We start from the raw sequence: 15,797 nt of genomic DNA, 5'->3' as shown, positions 1-15,797 counted from the left end.
TTCCTGCAAGGGTAAGGTCAATACCCATTTGCTACTCACAACAATTTCGTCAAAATCTCTCGAATCCCACAAGTGCACGGTCATTTTACTTGCGAGTGATCTCAAGGTTTTTTCTCTTTGAATATAAAGTTCCGTTAAAACACCTAAAAGATGAATGAAGTCGCTCACGTTTTTTAGATGCTCTCAATGTCAGTTCAGTGTCAAAACGTACTTTTAACGTTTTTTATTTTTTATATTTGATGTTAACTAATTGTTTTTTATTGATTTATTTTATTTTTGATCTTCTCATTTTGAAGTCGCTCAGATTGCTGTAGGGAAAGTTTTTTAGTGCGAAAAAAGTTTGTCATATTTGCCCCGTCCAAACACTGTTTCAAGTTCCTGCCATGTCCTAGTTAGTGAATTTGAAAATGGAAAAAACTAAAAATATAGGGGTTTATAATGTCTTACCTAAAGAAAAGCCTACTTGCCACGGCAATTACCGGCATGATGTTCAGTGGTGTTGCATTTGCTGATGGTGCAAACAGTGACGCAGCAAAAGAGTTTCTAACCAAAGATTCATTTTCTTATGAAGTTTACGGGATCATCGCGATGCAGGCCGCGTACCGCGATTACGATTCTGGCAGCAAAGCAACGGACGATGACTTGGGTGGCATGCAGCTAAACAACGAATCTCGTATCGGTTTCCGTGGTAAGAAACAATTTGCTAACTTCGACCCTACTTTTATTTGGCAAATCGAAGGCGGTTATGTAGACCCTAGCTTTGGTGGCGAGGGCGCAGGTCTTGGTGAACGTGACACATTCGTCGGTTTTGAAAGTGCATCTTGGGGGCAAATTCGCCTGGGTCGCGTTTTGACACCTATGTACGAATTGGTTGACTGGCCAGCATCTAACCCTGGCCTGGGCGATGTATACGACTGGGGTGGTGCTATTGGTGGCGCCAAGTACCAAGACCGTCAATCAAACACTATCCGCTGGGACTCTCCAATGTTTGCTGACAAATTCTCCCTAGATATCGCAGCTGGTGCAGGTGATAAAGCAGGTCTAGGTGAAGGGGATGACTACTGGGGTGGTATCGCTGCACACTACAAAATTGGTCCTATCCAGTTAGATGCGGCATATGAAGGTAACCGTAATATCAAGATGGAAAGCCAAACGTGGGAAAACAACACGTACTTGGTAGGGGCACAAGGCTGGTTTGATAACGGAATCTCTTTCTTCGCGCAATACAAATACATGGAGGCGGACGCAAGCAATGGTGTGAGTGAAAAGCAAGATGCAATGTCTGCCGCTATCATGTACACCACGGGTGATTGGCAATACAAACTGGCTTACGCCGCTAACTTTGATCTAGAGCGTGATGGTAAGAAAATTAACGATACAGCGGATGATGTGTTATCAGCACAAGTTATGTATTTCGTAGACCCATCGGCAGTGCTGTACGTACGTGCTCGTACTCTAGACTTTGGCGACGGTGCGTCTCAATTAGATAAACCAACAGAAGCACGTTGGAAGTCTGCTGACTACGACGAGTTCTCTGTAGGTGTTGAATACTACTTCTAACTAAAGAAGCAGCTAAAAGGGCGGAAACGCCCTTTTTATCTTGATACTTATTCAAATAAGCCTTTGAAATGACTGGCCTGTAAATTTTAGAGGCTTATCTAAATTGGTATAAAGTGAGAAACCATGATGAAAAAAACAACGACACTTCTCGGACTTTGCGCAATGCTTTCGGCGCCAGCTTTTGCTGCTCAACTCACTCTGCAATCTGAATTAGTTCCTCGCGTTCTCAACGGCGAGTTCGTCTACCCTGAGTGGATATCCAAGAACAACAGCATCGAGTTAAAGGATGGGGAAAACCAATTGGCGGTAACGGTTGGACAAATCGTATTTGAAGATGGAAAGCGCCGTAAATTCGATTCGCAGCCGCTGGTATTAGAGTTTGATGCAGAAAAAGACACCGAGCTTTCTCTGACTTATCAAACATTCCGTACTATTGAAGAGGCGAGAGCCTTCGAACTCGATCCTAAAGTGGTATTGAAAGACAAAAACGGAAAAGAAGTGGCATTCTCTATGGTTCAACTTCGTAAAGGTGGTTTGCAAGGTTTTCGTGATTATGAACGAGAAGTTGCCGACTATAATAACGCAATGAATAAAGAATCGACTAAGGCAAGCATTGCGTCTTCTCCAGCGGAAACCAAAACAATCAAAGCATCGTTTAATGAATTGAGCCGTGAAGAGCAGCAAGAATTTATGCAATGGGCAATGCGTAACCTGAAGTAATTTTGTCTTGTGCTTTAACAGTAAATAGTAGGGCTGTGCCTTTTTGGTTCTGCCCTGTTTTTATTTCTGTTGTCAAACCGATTGTAGAATTGACTTACGGTGGTAAAATGTCGCCACTTTTATCCTTGACATTACAACGAGAGATCTCTCGTTGCTCATTACCCCTAAGGAACTCAAATGACGGTTAAAACTCGTTTTGCTCCTAGCCCAACTGGCTATCTACACGTTGGTGGTGCGCGTACTGCACTTTACTCTTGGCTATACGCTAAAAACCAAGGTGGTGAATTCGTTCTACGTATCGAAGATACAGACCTTGAGCGTAACTCTCAGGAAGCGGTTGATGCAATTCTTGAAGGCATGGAATGGCTAGGCTTGGAGTGGGATGAAGGTCCTTACTACCAAACTCAACGTTTTGACCGTTACAACGAAATGGTTGATAAGCTTCTTGCTGAAGACAAAGCTTACAAATGTTACGCGTCTAAAGAGCTGCTAGATGAAATCCGTGCAGAGCAAGAAGCAAATAAAGAAATGCCTCGCTACGATGCTAACCATCCAAAAATCAAAGCAGCAAACGAAGCGGCAAAAGATGGCGATCCATGTGTTATCCGTTTCCGTAACCCGAAAGAAGGCAGCGTAGTATTTGATGATCAAATCCGTGGTCGCATTGAAATCCGCAACGATCAAATGGATGACCTAATCATTCGTCGTACAGACGGTTCACCTACTTACAACTTCTGTGTAGTAGTGGATGACTGGGACATGGGTATCACTCACGTTGTTCGTGGCGAAGACCACATCAACAACACGCCTCGTCAAATCAACATCTACGAAGCACTAGGTGCGCCAGTACCTACATTTGCACACTGTGCAATGATCCTGGGTGATGACGGCGCGAAACTGTCTAAACGTCACGGCGCTGTATCAGTCATGCAATACCGCGATATGGGCTACCTGCCTGCGGCACTAAACAACTACCTAGTGCGCCTTGGTTGGTCTCATGGGGACCAAGAAATCTTCTCTCAAGAAGAGATGATCAATCTATTTAGCCTAAACGCAGTATCTAAGTCAGCGTCTGCTTTTAACACTGACAAACTGCAATGGTTGAACAACCACTACATCAAGAACTCAGATCCTGCGTACGTTGCTGAGCATCTACAATGGCATCTAGATCAACAAAAACTAGACGTAACGAATGGTCCTGCTATCACTGACGTGATCAAGCTAGTGGGTGAGCGTTGCAACACACTAGTTGAGCTAGCTGAGCAAATCCGTTACTTCTATGAAGATTTCTCTGAGTTTGAAGCGGGCGCAGCGAAGAAACACCTACGTGGCGTGGCTAAAGAGCCTCTAGAACTTGCATTAGCGAAAGTGGAAGCACTAACTGAGTGGACGACAGCGAACATCAAAGATGGCGTTATCGCAGCAGTATGTGAAGAGTTGGAAATCGGCATGGGCAAAATCGGTATGCCATTACGTGTTGCTGTAACAGGAGGCGGTCAGTCTCCTTCTGTCGATGCAGTAATGGAGCTGGTTGGAAAAGAGCGTTGTATTGCTCGCATTAAGATGGCGCTTGAGTTCATTGCTGAGCGTGAAGCAAACGCATAATTGCTTTGAACTGAACGTTCTTTTGAATAAATAGTCACAAAGCCGCGGTGAGCAACCGCGGCTTTTTTGTATCTTCAATTTAGATAACGAGAAACTTTCTCTCATATTGGTGAATGAAGAGATGGTTTCACCTGTAATTTACCTCAATATGGATAAGATTTTTTAATCCAAATATCGTTGGCATGAATAAAAAACGAGCGATTATATATCAAATATCTGATTAATTTTTATCCATGTTCCTTAAAGTTCCATTTTGTTTGTCTCATTTTTAAGAAAAACCTTTGCTTTAGCTATGTTGTTTCAAAAAATAAAGCAAACGTTTGCGTCGTGATTGCGTGGGGATTTTTTTGCTTAAGATCACATGTTGTCGAGATTTTTGATGACAATAAATTGACAGAATTGGGATTTTTCTCGCGATTTCTTAGCGTTATAGTTCATCCCGTCAGCGATACCGAGATGGCGATATGTATCACTGAACAGGAAATATACGTAAGTTGCTTCCATAAAAAAAATGCATGTGCATAAAAAGAAGCTGACTAAGTATCTCACTCAAGGAATGAATAAAAAGAATTGAAATACAACGTCAGTCAGACGGCGCATTTCGGCATCTAACAAAAGAACTTCTTTAGAGGAATCAATAATGAAAAAATTAGCAGCGGTAATTTCAGCGTCTCTACTTATGGCTTCAGCAGCACAAGCAGAAGTATACGTTGGTGGTAAGATGGGTAAGTCATGGATGGAAGACGCGTGTGTAGCGGGCCAGGCTTGTGACAAAGACGATTCTACTCTTGGCGCTTTTGTTGGTTACGAAATGAATAAATACTTCGCAGTAGAAGCGGGTTTCGACAACATCGGTGATTTTAACCAAACTTCTTTCGGTGGCCACGTAGAAGCGATCACTCTTGCTCCTAAATTTAGCCTACCAATCACTGAAGACATCGCACTTTACGGTAAAGTGGGTGGCGCTTACGTAATGTTTGATGGCAAAGATGATTACTCTTACCTAGGCGCGGCTGGTCTTGAATTCAACCTAAGCCAAAACGTAACAGCTCGTGCGGAATACCAAACACTAACTGACATCAGCAACGATGTAACTCGTGCGACAGGTAACACTGCAACACTAGGTGTTTCTTTCAAATTCGGCGGCAACGATGAGCCAGTAATCGTAGAAGAGCCAGTTGTTGTTGAAGAAGTGGTTGTAGAAGAAGTGGTAGAAGAGCCAGTTGTAGTTACGAAAACATTCGAAACTCAAACAATTGGTACAGGTAGCTTCGATCTAAACAGCACAACTCTAAAACCAGAGAGCGCTGCAAAACTTGATAACCTAGTTGCTTTCCTAAACGAGCACCCACAAGCGAACGTTGAAGTTGTAGGTTACACAGATACGTCTGGTCCAGCAGCTTACAACCTAAAAGTTTCTGAAAAACGTGCTGAGTCTGTTGCTAACGCACTCGTTGAAAAAGGTATTGATTCATCACGTATCCAAGCTCGTGGCGAAGGTGAAAACAACCCAATCGCTTCAAACGACACTCGTGAAGGTCGTCAACAAAACCGTCGCGTAGAAGTCGTTGTTCCAGAATTTGAATACCAAGTTCAGCAATAAGCTCCTATTCGACCGTAGTATAGAAGACTGAAGCTGAAAGCCCCAAAGAGTTCGCTCTTTGGGGCTTTTTATTTCTCTTCAAAAAAACTGACTGAAATGTTCAAAGTGGCCAGGTATTACTTAAGATCAATGCTGTTTAAACGCCCCATAAATGTCAGGATCTCCAAGTTATCTTTATGTGCTTCTAACAACGCTTTTTTGGTTTGCATGTAGGCGGCAAGTTTGCCGTACTTACTAATAGAGCGAACCACCGTTTTATATTTATACTCGCCGTCATCATTGAACTCTCGCCACTTGGCGATGTAACACGTATCTCGGTTGTCAGGGTTTTCAAGAGTAGGGTTAGGCTTGTGAACGATTTTAGGCTCAACGCTATGTGGAAGCCTAGTCATTAGGTAAGGGTCTTTCAAAAGACGTCGCCAGAATTTGCCCCACATTTGCCGGCCTAACTCGTTTCTCAGCTTAATGGCTTTTTGTAAGCCTTTCTTTTCTCCAATACGAACAAATCCTACCGAGCGGTGTAGTACCGTATCCTCGGGGGTATGGATATGTATCTTAAAGGCTGTCTTGCCTTTAGAAATAAAGCGGTGTCCAGTGTTAGTTATTAAATTGCTCTTAGACATAGTGCTAACTAATAATTTTATTAATAGCTAAAAGGGTAAGCAAAACTCATAGATAATTAAAGTAATAAAATACAAAACTGTAAATAGGGCTTGTTGAAATGATTTCAAGGGGAAGAAGTCAGATCAGTAGAAGGGTTTATCCCGTAACCGAAACACCCGATCCGATCATATTGATTACTGGGAAGATTATCTAACACGGTGTACTAGGGGGAGCAGTGCGAGGCTTGAAATTGAAGATACAAAAAAGCCTTAGCTCAAGTGGGAGCTAAGGCTATGATATGGCGCCCCCAGTAGGATTCGAACCTACGACCTGTCCCTTAGGAGGGGACTGCGCTATCCAGCTGTGCCATGGGGGCGTAATACCAATAGTTGCAGTTCATTGCACTGTTTTACTGAGTTCAAATCTAGCAATCTACCAGATCTGTATCAGCATCACGTTGAACGATTCGCTACGGTCATTGGTATAATCAAATAAGATGCGCTGCCTATGATATTCAAAAGTGAGCATATCTCAAGACTTAATGTTTGCTTTTATAGGATCTTGTTCATTACGTCGCCAATTTGAACGCTAGATGCTAAATTTGGCTGATCAATCGTCAGTTCCGCTTCGTGTTCGTATATGCGTGATACCGTTAATGTAATTTCGCTTTGCGAGACTTTGTTTCTTGGCAATCCATTTTGGTCGATAAACGACGCGGTGTGCCAAAGCTGCAATTTGTCTCCCTCTTTTACGCCGTGCATACGGCCGAGATCCATCGTTACGGTATTACCGAAGACTGCCACAACCTCTGGCAGTGTAATTTTGCAAGATAGCTCCGACTCCAGATCCAACATAATATTGCGACTAACGCGAAGCATCATCTCGCCATAGGTCGATGCCCAAAAACGTGCACTACGAGTGTCCACTTGACTCGTCTTAGCAAATGGCCAACGCGCGACCTCACGGTAGGCTTTGTTGAAGATTTCATGGCCAGTTTTACCATCAAATACTTTCATTTCTAACGCAAACTGACGATTGATGATGTCATCTTGCAATAGTTGAGATTCGACCGTTGCAGTGAGATCGGTGATGACCCCTCCAATGATGTATTGTGCGCCATTGTCTTGCGCGATCATTTGAGTGCGAGCAGGATAGTTGCTGCTTATTGAGTAGTCCGTTGTACCAACAGACACAAAGCTGCGTGAGGTTTGATCAAGTTGACGGTTCACTACGTGGCTAAAATCGTCACCAACTTGATAAATTTGTCCCATCACTGCTTGTTGTGGTGATGCGACCTCAATATTGCCGACCAGCATTGTCTTTTTGTATTGATCGGTGTGGCAACCCGTTGCCGATGGATAAATATCAACGCGGATTTTTACCTCGACTTTACCGCGACGTTTGCGTTCAGATTCGACCAAAATGTAACGGACTTCATGATTGGTAAACTGGTATTCGTTGCGGCTTTCTTCTAACAGCGGCATCAAGTTGCTAATACTGCCAATATCTGCGCCCGAAAAATTGACGGCTTTGAACAGCGCGTCTTCCAACGCATGGAGCCTTGCCGTCTCTTCTGAAGAAACGATGGTGGCAACGCCTGTGACTTCATACCAAGATGCCATTACCTTAAAAGGCACAAGCATCACTAAAGTGATTGAAAACAGACTGTTTAATATTTTTTTCATTGGTTACAACCGTTCGGGTATAAATATTGCTTTAACAAATTCAGTGAAGTTTGGTGGGTTTTTCTTCGTTAGGCAAACAAAGAAAAGCAAAGACTGTTCCAATATTCACTTTCTTGGAAAGGAATTAATAAAGAACGGTATCACCTAAGATTATCTGGAGAATCAAACCATGAAAAAGTGGCTTGTCGCCGCATCGATGATGACGCTTCTGACATCGTGCGCGTACTCACCGATTTACAATGGTAAAGAACCGTACTCGGGAAGCCAGTTCATGCTGATGGATAGTCCGCGTCATACGATGGACTTTTTCATTGAGAGCATGACAGAAGACCTGATGGTTTCTAATGTGGCAGTATCAGCGCGGACACCGATTGCGATTACCTCGTTTGTTGATCTACAAAATATGGATGCAACAAACTGGTTAGGTAACTCGGTCTCTGAAGGTTTTATCCATCAGTTTCAGCGCCGAGGGTTTAAAGTGGTTGATTTCAAAACTACGGGCTCTATTCAAGTGACGCAGCAGGGCGATTTTGCTTTAAGTCGTGATTGGCAAGATTTAGCTCAAGAGCAGCAAATTCAGTATGTACTGACCGGAACAATGCTGCGCCAAGAGGGCGGAGTGCTTGTCAATGCACGCGTGGTTGGCATGCAAAGCCGTGTAGTTGTAGCGACAGCGCAAGGTTTCCTTCCGGCTGACCGTATTGGGCGTGACTTAGATACGTTAAATAGCATCCGCACACAAGATGGTGTGTTGATTCGTTCTGACCCTACTATTCGTCAGCCGTACACTGTGATTCTCCGTCCATAGGATAGAAGCATGAAGAAGTTATTATTTATTGTTGCCACACTGATATTGGTTGGGTGTCAGCCATTACAACAGATGCGTCAAGATGAAATCTTAGTGGCGGTGGGTTATGCCAGCGTCAGTGAGCAAACAGGCCGCACAGTTGAAGAAAAGCGTGTACGAGCAATGCGCGCATCAAAAATTGATGCTTATCGTGAGCTAGCAGAGCAAGTTTATGGCATGCGTGTTAGTGGACGTGCAGAGCTGCAAGACCAGCGTTTGGGTATTGAAAGCACCACTGGTGCCGTCGATGGTGTAATTCGTGGTGCAGAAGTTGTGCGTAGTTATCTTGTTGAAGACAGTTATGTGACTGAGCTGCGCCTGGATATCCGTAAGATGGATAAGCTACGTGATTATGGAGAAGTTCAGCAGGTGCCTGAGAAGCGTCAGCAAACCTTGTTTTAAACCATTTCACTAGACAGATAATCTTTTTGAGCGGCTGATTGGTAACAATGAGTCGCTTTTTTATATCTACGTGAGCGCGGGAATTGAGGGTAAGAGTGACGTTTAAGCTTTTATATTGGTGCCAAGCGTCGAGATGGTGTGGGTTTTTCCGCCCGCATTGTAGGTCATGCCAACTTTGCCATGAGTTCGCTGAAGCATGTTGTTGAGTTTATTGAAGCTCAGCTGTGCGCGACTAAGCGATTCGCCATTTACTTGGTTAACTTGTTGACAGTCGAGGACGATCGATTGGATCTGAGCAACAACCTGACTTAGGTGCTCATCTTCAGTAAGTTGATTGACGTGCGGGTGAGAGGCGATTCGCTGATCAGTTGTTCTGAGCTGATCAATGAGCGTCATCTTCTGTTTGGCAATGTTCTCAATCTCGGTAGAGACACGCGCCGTGATTGCTTGTGTTTCTTGGCGTAAAACAGCGGAAAGTGCCTTAGCATTTTCTAGCTGGAAATTAACGAGATCGACTAATGCTGCCATAAAACACTTACCTTCGGCCTAAGCCAGTTAGCTTTTGCCTTGCAATTCGTTTTCAAACTTAATCATGTTGTCAGCCAATTTTTCAGGATCGACTTTGTATGAACCGTTTGTGATAGCTTCTTTGATTGCTGCAACTTTGGCGCTGTCATATGCCGGAGAAGCTGCCATATCCTTCTGGAGTTTACTGACGGCTTTACTTTGCTGGCTGAGTGATACTGCGTCTTGTTGCGCTGGCGCCTTTTTTGATTCTGTCGTGCTGGTAGCATTGGAATCGTTACGTGTAGGAGCACGACTTGTTGTCGTCATCATTTGCCCTGAACGTATATTATCTATACCTGCCATGTTTAACCTTTGCCTTGTATCGTAATACTGGTATCCAGACTATCGACCAGCGCAAAAATAACTTTAGTCATTTTTTGCATTTTTATTGATCAGTTTAAACACGCTACCAGTGGGTATTAAAAATTAACAGTGATTTCCGCAATGTCAGTCACTATGCCTTCTATTATACGTTGTGACTTATCATTTTTCACTCTTACTTGATCGCCAGCTGAACCATCCTGCAATGCTGTGCCTTGCGTTGTGATCGTCATGCCAGAATTCACCGCTTTGATAATGACCTTTTCATTTCGGCATACCACACAAACATCATTTCTCTCTACGACATCGCCTAAACGAACATTACGCTTTAGCTTTGCCCCAACCACTTGATCGTAGCTAGAAAATCCATCTTTACGAAAGCGCTGTAGCTCGATCATGGAAGTGGTAACATCCGATGCGCTGACGATTTCTCCTCTCCCTAATGTTCGTGTCGCGACGATCATTGGTACTGATACCGAGATCCTCACAGGGACATAGACTTTCCAGTCATCCGGTTGGCATTCCACTAACACATTGATGTTACTTCTCGTGCTGCTGGTGGAAGAGGCAGATGTATCTAATGGAACAGGGCAATCCGTTGCTTTTATTCTCGAGTCGATCTCTGCCGCATTAACAGATAGCTCGCCACCATCAGGCTGATCAACCGTAGCAAGAATATGTTGTTCTGCTGCTGTTTTTATTTGCTCGATCTGATTATCTGAAGCTGAATGAACAAAAAAGCTAAACATACTGAGCAAAATGCCGATAGACTTAGCGTACTTTGTAATTAGCGCTCTACATATTGTCATAGTCAATGGTGTCGAAGTGAAAGTGAAATACGCCATACTGTCTCCCTGGTATCGTGCTTGCCAGTGGTAGAGTATCATTTAAAAACAAAAAGTTTGAGATGGAGATGAGCATATGACGGGGATTCTTGACTCGGTGAATCAGCGTACGCAACTCGTCGGTCAGAACCGATTGGAATTATTGACCTTTCGACTGATGGGCCGACAGCGCTACGGCATTAACGTATTCAAAGTGAAAGAAGTACTACAGTGCCCTAAGCTGACTTCAATGCCAAATCTACACCCTCTGGTTAAAGGTATCGCTCATATCCGCGGCCATACCGTGTCCGTTATTGATTTGAGCCTGGCAATTGGTGGCCGCCCAACCACTGATTTAGATAAATGTTTTGTTGTTATTGCAGAATTTAACCGTACGATCCAAGCATTTTTGGTATCATCGGTTGAGCGTATTATCAATATGCATTGGGAAGCGATTTTGCCACCGCCAGACGGTGCAGGTAAAGCGCACTACTTGACTGCCGTGACAAATATTGATAATGAGCTGGTTGAAATCCTTGACGTTGAAAAAATCCTGGCAGAAATTGCGCCAGTTGATGAAACGATGGATTCCGCTATTGGCGAAGAAATCGCACAAGCAGAACAAGAAAAGCCTATTGTACGCCGCATACTGATTGCTGATGACTCGACGGTCGCGCGTAAACAGGTAGAGCGTGCGATTACATCCATCGGTTTTGAGGTCGTATCTGTCAAAGACGGCAAAGAAGCGTACAATAAGTTGATTGAAATGGCTCAAGAAGGCAATATCTACGATCAAATTTCGTTGGTTATTTCCGATATTGAAATGCCAGAAATGGACGGCTATACCTTAACGGCTGAAATTCGCAGACATGCCGATTTGAAAGACCTTTATGTTATCCTCCATTCTTCATTAAGTGGTGTATTCAACCAAGCTATGGTTGAGCGTGTAGGTGCCAACACCTTCATTGCGAAATTTAACCCAGATGAGTTGGGTAACGCGGTTAAATCTGCATTAACACAATAAAAGAGACATTAATGACTGCTATTACAATCAGTGATCAAGAGTATCGTGACTTTAGCCGTTTTCTAGAATCGCAATGTGGCATCGTGTTAGGTGATAGCAAGCAATACCTCGTGCGTAGCCGACTGAGTCCTTTAGTGACGAAGTTTAAGCTCGCATCGTTATCAGATTTGCTACGTGATGTTGTTACAGGGCGTAATCGAGAATTACGAGTCGCCGCTGTGGATGCGATGACGACTAACGAAACCTTGTGGTTTCGAGATACTTATCCGTTCACGGTTTTAGCTGACAAATTATTGCCAGAAGTAGCGGCAAGCAAGCGCCCAATTAAGATCTGGTCTGCTGCCAGTTCATCGGGCCAAGAACCGTATTCTATTGCAATGACGATCCTGGAAACGCAACAGCGCAAGCCGGGCTTGTTACCAAACGTGTCCATTACAGCCACAGATATTTCGGCAAGTATGCTCGAGATGTGTCGTGCAGGGGTGTACGACAACTTGGCTTTGGGTCGCGGGCTTTCACCAGAACGTCGTCGCACCTTCTTTGAAAATGCGGACGGTGGTCGCATGAAAGTCAAAGATAACGTCAAGCGTTTGGTGAACTTTCGTCCACAAAACTTGATGGACAGTTACGCACTGATGGGTAAGTTCGACATCATTTTCTGTCGTAACGTATTGATTTACTTTTCTCCAGAAATGAAATCTAAAGTGCTTAACCAAATGGCGAGCAGTTTAAACCCTGGTGGCTACTTGCTGTTAGGGGCATCAGAGTCGCTAACTGGTCTGACTGATAAATTTGAAATGGTGCGCTGTAATCCGGGCATCATTTACAAGCTTAAATAGCGGTATCTCTTCATTGATAGAAAAGCCTGACTTCGTGTCAGGCTTTTTTGTTTGTTACCTTTCTGCGCCGAGCGCTTCATGTATCACTCAATTAGTTGAAGCGCGTTTTTGCCTTGTGCCCTCAACACGGTGTATCTTTATTAAGTGAACAAAGTGATACGACATGACATTCCAGTTACTTTGGCTCACTTATTGCTATTTCAATTCACGGTAACCACTAGGTTGGTGTAATGCTTTAGGTTTTGGCATGCTAATTGCTTTTTGGTTATCAATCACGGTCAGTTCTTAATTGTAGAGGCAAACATGGCTATATCTTTTGACAATGCACTAGGCATCCACCAGCACACGGTGGGCGTACGTGAGCGCAATGCAGAGGTGATTTCCACCAACATCGCACAAGCAAACACGCCTGGTTACAAAGCAAGAGGTTTAGACTTTGCGAAGGAATTGCAAGCGGCAACATCTGGGGCAAGCATTGGTCTTAGTCGCACAGATGGTCGGCATATTCCTGCCACTACAACGTTGGTTGGGGACAAGTTATATCGTCTTCCTACGCAACCAGATACGGGAGATGGCAACACGGTAGACTTGGATTTAGAGCGTAACTTGTTTATGCAAAACCAAATCAGACACCAAGCATCACTCGACTTTCTAGGCAGCAAATTCAAGAACTTAACCAAAGCAATCAAAGGGGAATAATTTAGATGAGCTTATTTAACGTTTTCAATGTGACAGGTTCCGCAATGAGCGCTGAATCCGTTCGTCTGAATACTACCTCAAGCAACTTGGCGAACGCCGACAGTGTCAGCAGCTCTGCGAAAGACACTTACAAAGCGCGTCATGCAGTGTTTGGTGCAGAGTTAAGTAACGCCATGCGTGGCGGTGATACGGTGCCAGTGAAAGTGATGGGTATTGTAGAAAGTGATAAACCGCTGAGTGCGGAGTACAACCCAGACCATCCCCTTGCAAACGAAGAAGGCTACATTTACAAGCCTAACGTCAATGTAATGGAAGAAATGGCAAACATGATTTCAGCTTCTCGTGCATACCAAACTAATGTACAGGTCGCTGATTCTAGTAAACAAATGCTGCTGCGTACGCTGCAGATGGGTCAATAAGGATAAGGGGGTAGCGTATGGCCGGAATTAACAACGTTGGTCAAAGCGGCTTGTCCTATATCGACCAGCTTAAAAGTCTACAAGAGAGTAACAAGAAAGCGGAAGAGAGCACGGGTAAGCAGGACCTAAAACAGGAAGACTTCTTATCATTGCTCACGAAGCAACTGTCTCAGCAAGACCCTTTTAAGCCGGTAAGTAATGACCAGATGATTGCGCAAATGGCTTCATTTGCGACCGTTGATGGCATTGGCAAGATGAACACTCAGTTTGAGAGTTTGAATTCGTCAATGACATCAAATCAAGCGTTACAAGCTTCCTCTTTGGTAGGGCGTGACGTATTGGTCCCAGGAGCAGCAGGTGTGAAGCAGGACGACGCACCAATGGCGGCAATGGTTAAGCTTTCACAATCTATCGATAATCTGTTTGTTCGTGTAGAGGATGAAGCTGGCCAACTGGTTCGTACCTTTGAGGTAGGGGCGAAACCAGCCGGCGACACGCGTGTGCTTTGGGACGGTAAAGATGAAAGCGGAAATCCACTGCCAGCTGGCAAATACAAAGTGAAAGCGTCTGGCTTAGTTGAAGGGGAGTCGCAAGAGTTCCCAGTATCGACATACGCCAACGTAAACAGCGTATTGCTTGGCAAAGGTGACGGAAACGTATTACTCAATCTGGCTGGTTTTGAATCGCCAGTTCGACTTGCAGAAGTATTGGAAGTCGGCAAAGCGTAGTCATAGCTCGCTAGATTAGGAGATTTTGGAATGTCATATGTATCTTTAAGCGGTTTGTCCGCCGCCCAACTGGATTTGAACACCACCAGTAACAACATTGCGAACGCCAACACTTACGGCTTTAAAGAGTCCCGTGCTGAGTTTGCTGATGTCTACTCTAACTCTTTATTTACTAACGCAAAAACCACACCGGGTGGTGGTGCGCAAGCAAGCCAAGTGGCACAGCAGTTCCATGAAGGCTCTAGCATTTACACCAACAACCCAATGGATTTGCGTGTTTCGGGGACAGGTTTTTTCGCTGTAGCGAAAGAGCGTCTAACTCCACAACAGAATGAACTGACACGTAATGGTGCATTTCACTTAAATAAAGAAAACTACATGGTGACCGCGAACGATGAGTTCTTATTAGGTTACCAAGTGGACCCAAGCTCTGGTGAGGTTTCTTCATACGAGCCACAACCCATCAATATTCCTGCTGAATTTGGTAAGCCAAAACAAACAGCAAACATTGAAGTGGGTGTGAACTTGCCAGCGAACGGCGATTTGAAAGATCCAACGCAGTTTGATTTTTCAGACCCAGATACATACAACCGTTCAACCTCTTCGACAATTTATGACTCGATGGGTCAGTCTTACAAGCTAACGACGTATTACTTGAAAGATCAGACTCAGCCAAATACATGGAACACTTACTACACCGTGACAGATAAAGAAGGTGAAAAGCCTTTAAATGTTGCGGCTGGTGATGCGCAAACGCCAACAGGTCATGTGGGGCATACCATGAAGTTCAACAACGATGGTACGTTGGCGAGCTTGAACAATGGTCAGCCAATCACTTCTGTGGCTCTGGGCGATCCGGCGACGAACACGACACCAGTCGATATGAATGGTGCCGATCCTGCGCAGACGCTTAACTTCGGCTTAGGCTCAGCAACACAGTTTGCGGCTCCGTTCGAACTGACTAAGTTTGACGAAGACGGTGCAACGACGGGCTTCCTAACCAAAGTTGACTTCGATGAAAACGGCAGCGTATTGGGAACTTACTCAAACGGTGAAAACGTTACATTGGGTCGTGTTGCTCTCGTACGTGTTCCAAACGAGCAAGGTCTGGATAAGAAAGGCGGCACTCAATGGGATTCAACGCAGTTCTCTGGTGACAAGATCTGGGGTGAATCAAATAAAGGCTCTTTCGGCACCATCAATAACGGTATGCTGGAACAGTCAAACATTGATATGACGCAGGAGTTGGTGGACCTGATCTCTGCTCAGCGTAACTTCCAAGCAAACTCACGTTCGCTAGAAGTACACAACCAACTACAACAGAATATCTTACAGATCCGCTAGAGCACTA

At 44.3% G+C, this 15,797-nt stretch carries 17 protein-coding genes and 1 tRNA gene; 12 read left to right on the top strand and 6 right to left on the bottom strand.

The window, feature by feature from the left end; all coding sequences use genetic code 11:
- Window positions 1–438: 438 nt before the first annotated feature.
- From chiP to R7Q11_RS16165, 4 genes are all read left to right on the top strand, one after another.
- A complete protein-coding gene (gene chiP / locus R7Q11_RS16180) occupies window positions 439–1,560 on the top strand; it encodes a chitoporin (RefSeq protein WP_017819978.1) in 1,122 nt (373 codons plus the stop codon).
- Between the two features lie 123 nt (window positions 1,561–1,683).
- Complete coding sequence (locus R7Q11_RS16175) at window positions 1,684–2,280, top strand: DUF2057 domain-containing protein (RefSeq protein WP_005382008.1); 597 nt, start codon at window positions 1,684–1,686, stop codon at window positions 2,278–2,280.
- 177 nt (window positions 2,281–2,457) lie between these two features.
- The gene (gltX, locus tag R7Q11_RS16170) at window positions 2,458–3,885 is read left to right on the top strand and encodes a glutamate--tRNA ligase (protein ID WP_005384075.1); all 1,428 of its coding nucleotides are present in this window, start codon (window positions 2,458–2,460) and stop codon (window positions 3,883–3,885) included.
- A gap of 640 nt (window positions 3,886–4,525) precedes the next feature.
- Entirely contained in the window at window positions 4,526–5,488 is a 963-nt protein-coding gene (locus tag R7Q11_RS16165) for an OmpA family protein (RefSeq protein WP_005382010.1), read from the top strand.
- 116 nt (window positions 5,489–5,604) lie between these two features.
- On the opposite strand, the gene R7Q11_RS16160 is transcribed toward R7Q11_RS16165, so the two are convergent.
- From R7Q11_RS16160 to R7Q11_RS16150, 3 genes are all read right to left on the bottom strand, one after another.
- Window positions 5,605–6,111: a hypothetical protein gene (locus tag R7Q11_RS16160; protein ID WP_005382011.1), complete on the bottom strand. Its 507-nt coding sequence runs from the start codon at window positions 6,109–6,111 to the stop codon at window positions 5,605–5,607.
- Window positions 6,112–6,390: 279 nt separating this feature from the next.
- Window positions 6,391–6,467: transfer RNA gene (locus R7Q11_RS16155), tRNA-Arg, on the bottom strand.
- A gap of 175 nt (window positions 6,468–6,642) precedes the next feature.
- Entirely contained in the window at window positions 6,643–7,776 is a 1,134-nt protein-coding gene (locus tag R7Q11_RS16150; protein ID WP_005382012.1) for a flagellar assembly protein FlgT, read from the bottom strand.
- A 169-nt stretch (window positions 7,777–7,945) separates the two neighbouring features.
- Between R7Q11_RS16150 and R7Q11_RS16145 the strand changes: the two genes are divergently transcribed.
- Both R7Q11_RS16145 and flgP read left to right on the top strand, forming a co-directional pair.
- The gene (locus R7Q11_RS16145) at window positions 7,946–8,584 is read left to right on the top strand and encodes a FlgO family outer membrane protein (RefSeq protein WP_005382013.1); all 639 of its coding nucleotides are present in this window, start codon (window positions 7,946–7,948) and stop codon (window positions 8,582–8,584) included.
- A 9-nt stretch (window positions 8,585–8,593) separates the two neighbouring features.
- The gene (gene flgP, locus R7Q11_RS16140) at window positions 8,594–9,025 is read left to right on the top strand and encodes a flagellar assembly lipoprotein FlgP (protein ID WP_005382014.1); all 432 of its coding nucleotides are present in this window, start codon (window positions 8,594–8,596) and stop codon (window positions 9,023–9,025) included.
- Between the two features lie 102 nt (window positions 9,026–9,127).
- On the opposite strand, the gene R7Q11_RS16135 is transcribed toward flgP, so the two are convergent.
- The 3 genes from R7Q11_RS16135 to flgA all read right to left on the bottom strand — a co-directional run bounded on the left by R7Q11_RS16135 (window position 9,128) and on the right by flgA (window position 10,758).
- The gene (locus R7Q11_RS16135) at window positions 9,128–9,553 is read right to left on the bottom strand and encodes a flagella synthesis protein FlgN (RefSeq protein WP_005382015.1); all 426 of its coding nucleotides are present in this window, start codon (window positions 9,551–9,553) and stop codon (window positions 9,128–9,130) included.
- A gap of 27 nt (window positions 9,554–9,580) precedes the next feature.
- The gene (gene flgM, locus R7Q11_RS16130) at window positions 9,581–9,895 is read right to left on the bottom strand and encodes a flagellar biosynthesis anti-sigma factor FlgM (protein ID WP_017819976.1); all 315 of its coding nucleotides are present in this window, start codon (window positions 9,893–9,895) and stop codon (window positions 9,581–9,583) included.
- A 116-nt stretch (window positions 9,896–10,011) separates the two neighbouring features.
- Complete coding sequence (flgA, locus tag R7Q11_RS16125; RefSeq protein ID WP_005382020.1) at window positions 10,012–10,758, bottom strand: flagellar basal body P-ring formation chaperone FlgA; 747 nt, start codon at window positions 10,756–10,758, stop codon at window positions 10,012–10,014.
- A gap of 76 nt (window positions 10,759–10,834) precedes the next feature.
- Between flgA and R7Q11_RS16120 the strand changes: the two genes are divergently transcribed.
- The 6 genes from R7Q11_RS16120 to flgE all read left to right on the top strand — a co-directional run bounded on the left by R7Q11_RS16120 (window position 10,835) and on the right by flgE (window position 15,790).
- The gene (locus R7Q11_RS16120; RefSeq protein WP_005382022.1) at window positions 10,835–11,761 is read left to right on the top strand and encodes a chemotaxis protein CheV; all 927 of its coding nucleotides are present in this window, start codon (window positions 10,835–10,837) and stop codon (window positions 11,759–11,761) included.
- 11 nt (window positions 11,762–11,772) lie between these two features.
- Complete coding sequence (locus R7Q11_RS16115; RefSeq protein WP_005382024.1) at window positions 11,773–12,600, top strand: CheR family methyltransferase; 828 nt, start codon at window positions 11,773–11,775, stop codon at window positions 12,598–12,600.
- Between the two features lie 303 nt (window positions 12,601–12,903).
- Window positions 12,904–13,299, top strand: a complete 396-nt coding sequence (flgB, locus tag R7Q11_RS16110; protein ID WP_005382026.1) for a flagellar basal body rod protein FlgB — start codon at window positions 12,904–12,906, stop codon at window positions 13,297–13,299.
- 5 nt (window positions 13,300–13,304) lie between these two features.
- Window positions 13,305–13,718 (top strand): flagellar basal body rod protein FlgC, encoded by a 414-nt coding sequence (gene flgC / locus R7Q11_RS16105; RefSeq protein ID WP_005393132.1) that lies wholly within the window; start codon window positions 13,305–13,307, stop codon window positions 13,716–13,718.
- Window positions 13,719–13,735: 17 nt separating this feature from the next.
- Window positions 13,736–14,446, top strand: coding sequence for a flagellar hook assembly protein FlgD (flgD, locus tag R7Q11_RS16100; RefSeq protein ID WP_005382029.1), 711 nt, complete (start codon window positions 13,736–13,738; stop codon window positions 14,444–14,446).
- A gap of 30 nt (window positions 14,447–14,476) precedes the next feature.
- Window positions 14,477–15,790, top strand: a complete 1,314-nt coding sequence (flgE, locus tag R7Q11_RS16095) for a flagellar hook protein FlgE (protein WP_005382030.1) — start codon at window positions 14,477–14,479, stop codon at window positions 15,788–15,790.
- The last annotated feature ends 7 nt before the right edge of the window (window positions 15,791–15,797 follow it).

The sequence above is a fragment of the Vibrio sp. 970 genome, from assembly GCF_033339075.1.
This window is presented reverse-complemented; position numbering and strand designations above follow the sequence as displayed.

Bases quoted from the DNA above. Each gene is read 5' to 3' on its own strand.
- chiP (WP_017819978.1), top strand. From the start codon at position 439: ATGTCTTACCTAAAGAAAAGCCTACTTGCCACGGCAATTACCGGCATG.
- R7Q11_RS16175 (WP_005382008.1), top strand. From the start codon at position 1,684: ATGATGAAAAAAACAACGACACTTCTCGGACTTTGCGCAATGCTTTCG.
- gltX (WP_005384075.1), top strand. From the start codon at position 2,458: ATGACGGTTAAAACTCGTTTTGCTCCTAGCCCAACTGGCTATCTACAC.
- R7Q11_RS16165 (WP_005382010.1), top strand. From the start codon at position 4,526: ATGAAAAAATTAGCAGCGGTAATTTCAGCGTCTCTACTTATGGCTTCA.
- R7Q11_RS16160 (WP_005382011.1), bottom strand. From the start codon at position 6,111: ATGTCTAAGAGCAATTTAATAACTAACACTGGACACCGCTTTATTTCT.
- R7Q11_RS16150 (WP_005382012.1), bottom strand. From the start codon at position 7,776: ATGAAAAAAATATTAAACAGTCTGTTTTCAATCACTTTAGTGATGCTT.
- R7Q11_RS16145 (WP_005382013.1), top strand. From the start codon at position 7,946: ATGAAAAAGTGGCTTGTCGCCGCATCGATGATGACGCTTCTGACATCG.
- flgP (WP_005382014.1), top strand. From the start codon at position 8,594: ATGAAGAAGTTATTATTTATTGTTGCCACACTGATATTGGTTGGGTGT.
- R7Q11_RS16135 (WP_005382015.1), bottom strand. From the start codon at position 9,553: ATGGCAGCATTAGTCGATCTCGTTAATTTCCAGCTAGAAAATGCTAAG.
- flgM (WP_017819976.1), bottom strand. From the start codon at position 9,895: ATGGCAGGTATAGATAATATACGTTCAGGGCAAATGATGACGACAACA.
- flgA (WP_005382020.1), bottom strand. From the start codon at position 10,758: ATGGCGTATTTCACTTTCACTTCGACACCATTGACTATGACAATATGT.
- R7Q11_RS16120 (WP_005382022.1), top strand. From the start codon at position 10,835: ATGACGGGGATTCTTGACTCGGTGAATCAGCGTACGCAACTCGTCGGT.
- R7Q11_RS16115 (WP_005382024.1), top strand. From the start codon at position 11,773: ATGACTGCTATTACAATCAGTGATCAAGAGTATCGTGACTTTAGCCGT.
- flgB (WP_005382026.1), top strand. From the start codon at position 12,904: ATGGCTATATCTTTTGACAATGCACTAGGCATCCACCAGCACACGGTG.
- flgC (WP_005393132.1), top strand. From the start codon at position 13,305: ATGAGCTTATTTAACGTTTTCAATGTGACAGGTTCCGCAATGAGCGCT.
- flgD (WP_005382029.1), top strand. From the start codon at position 13,736: ATGGCCGGAATTAACAACGTTGGTCAAAGCGGCTTGTCCTATATCGAC.
- flgE (WP_005382030.1), top strand. From the start codon at position 14,477: ATGTCATATGTATCTTTAAGCGGTTTGTCCGCCGCCCAACTGGATTTG.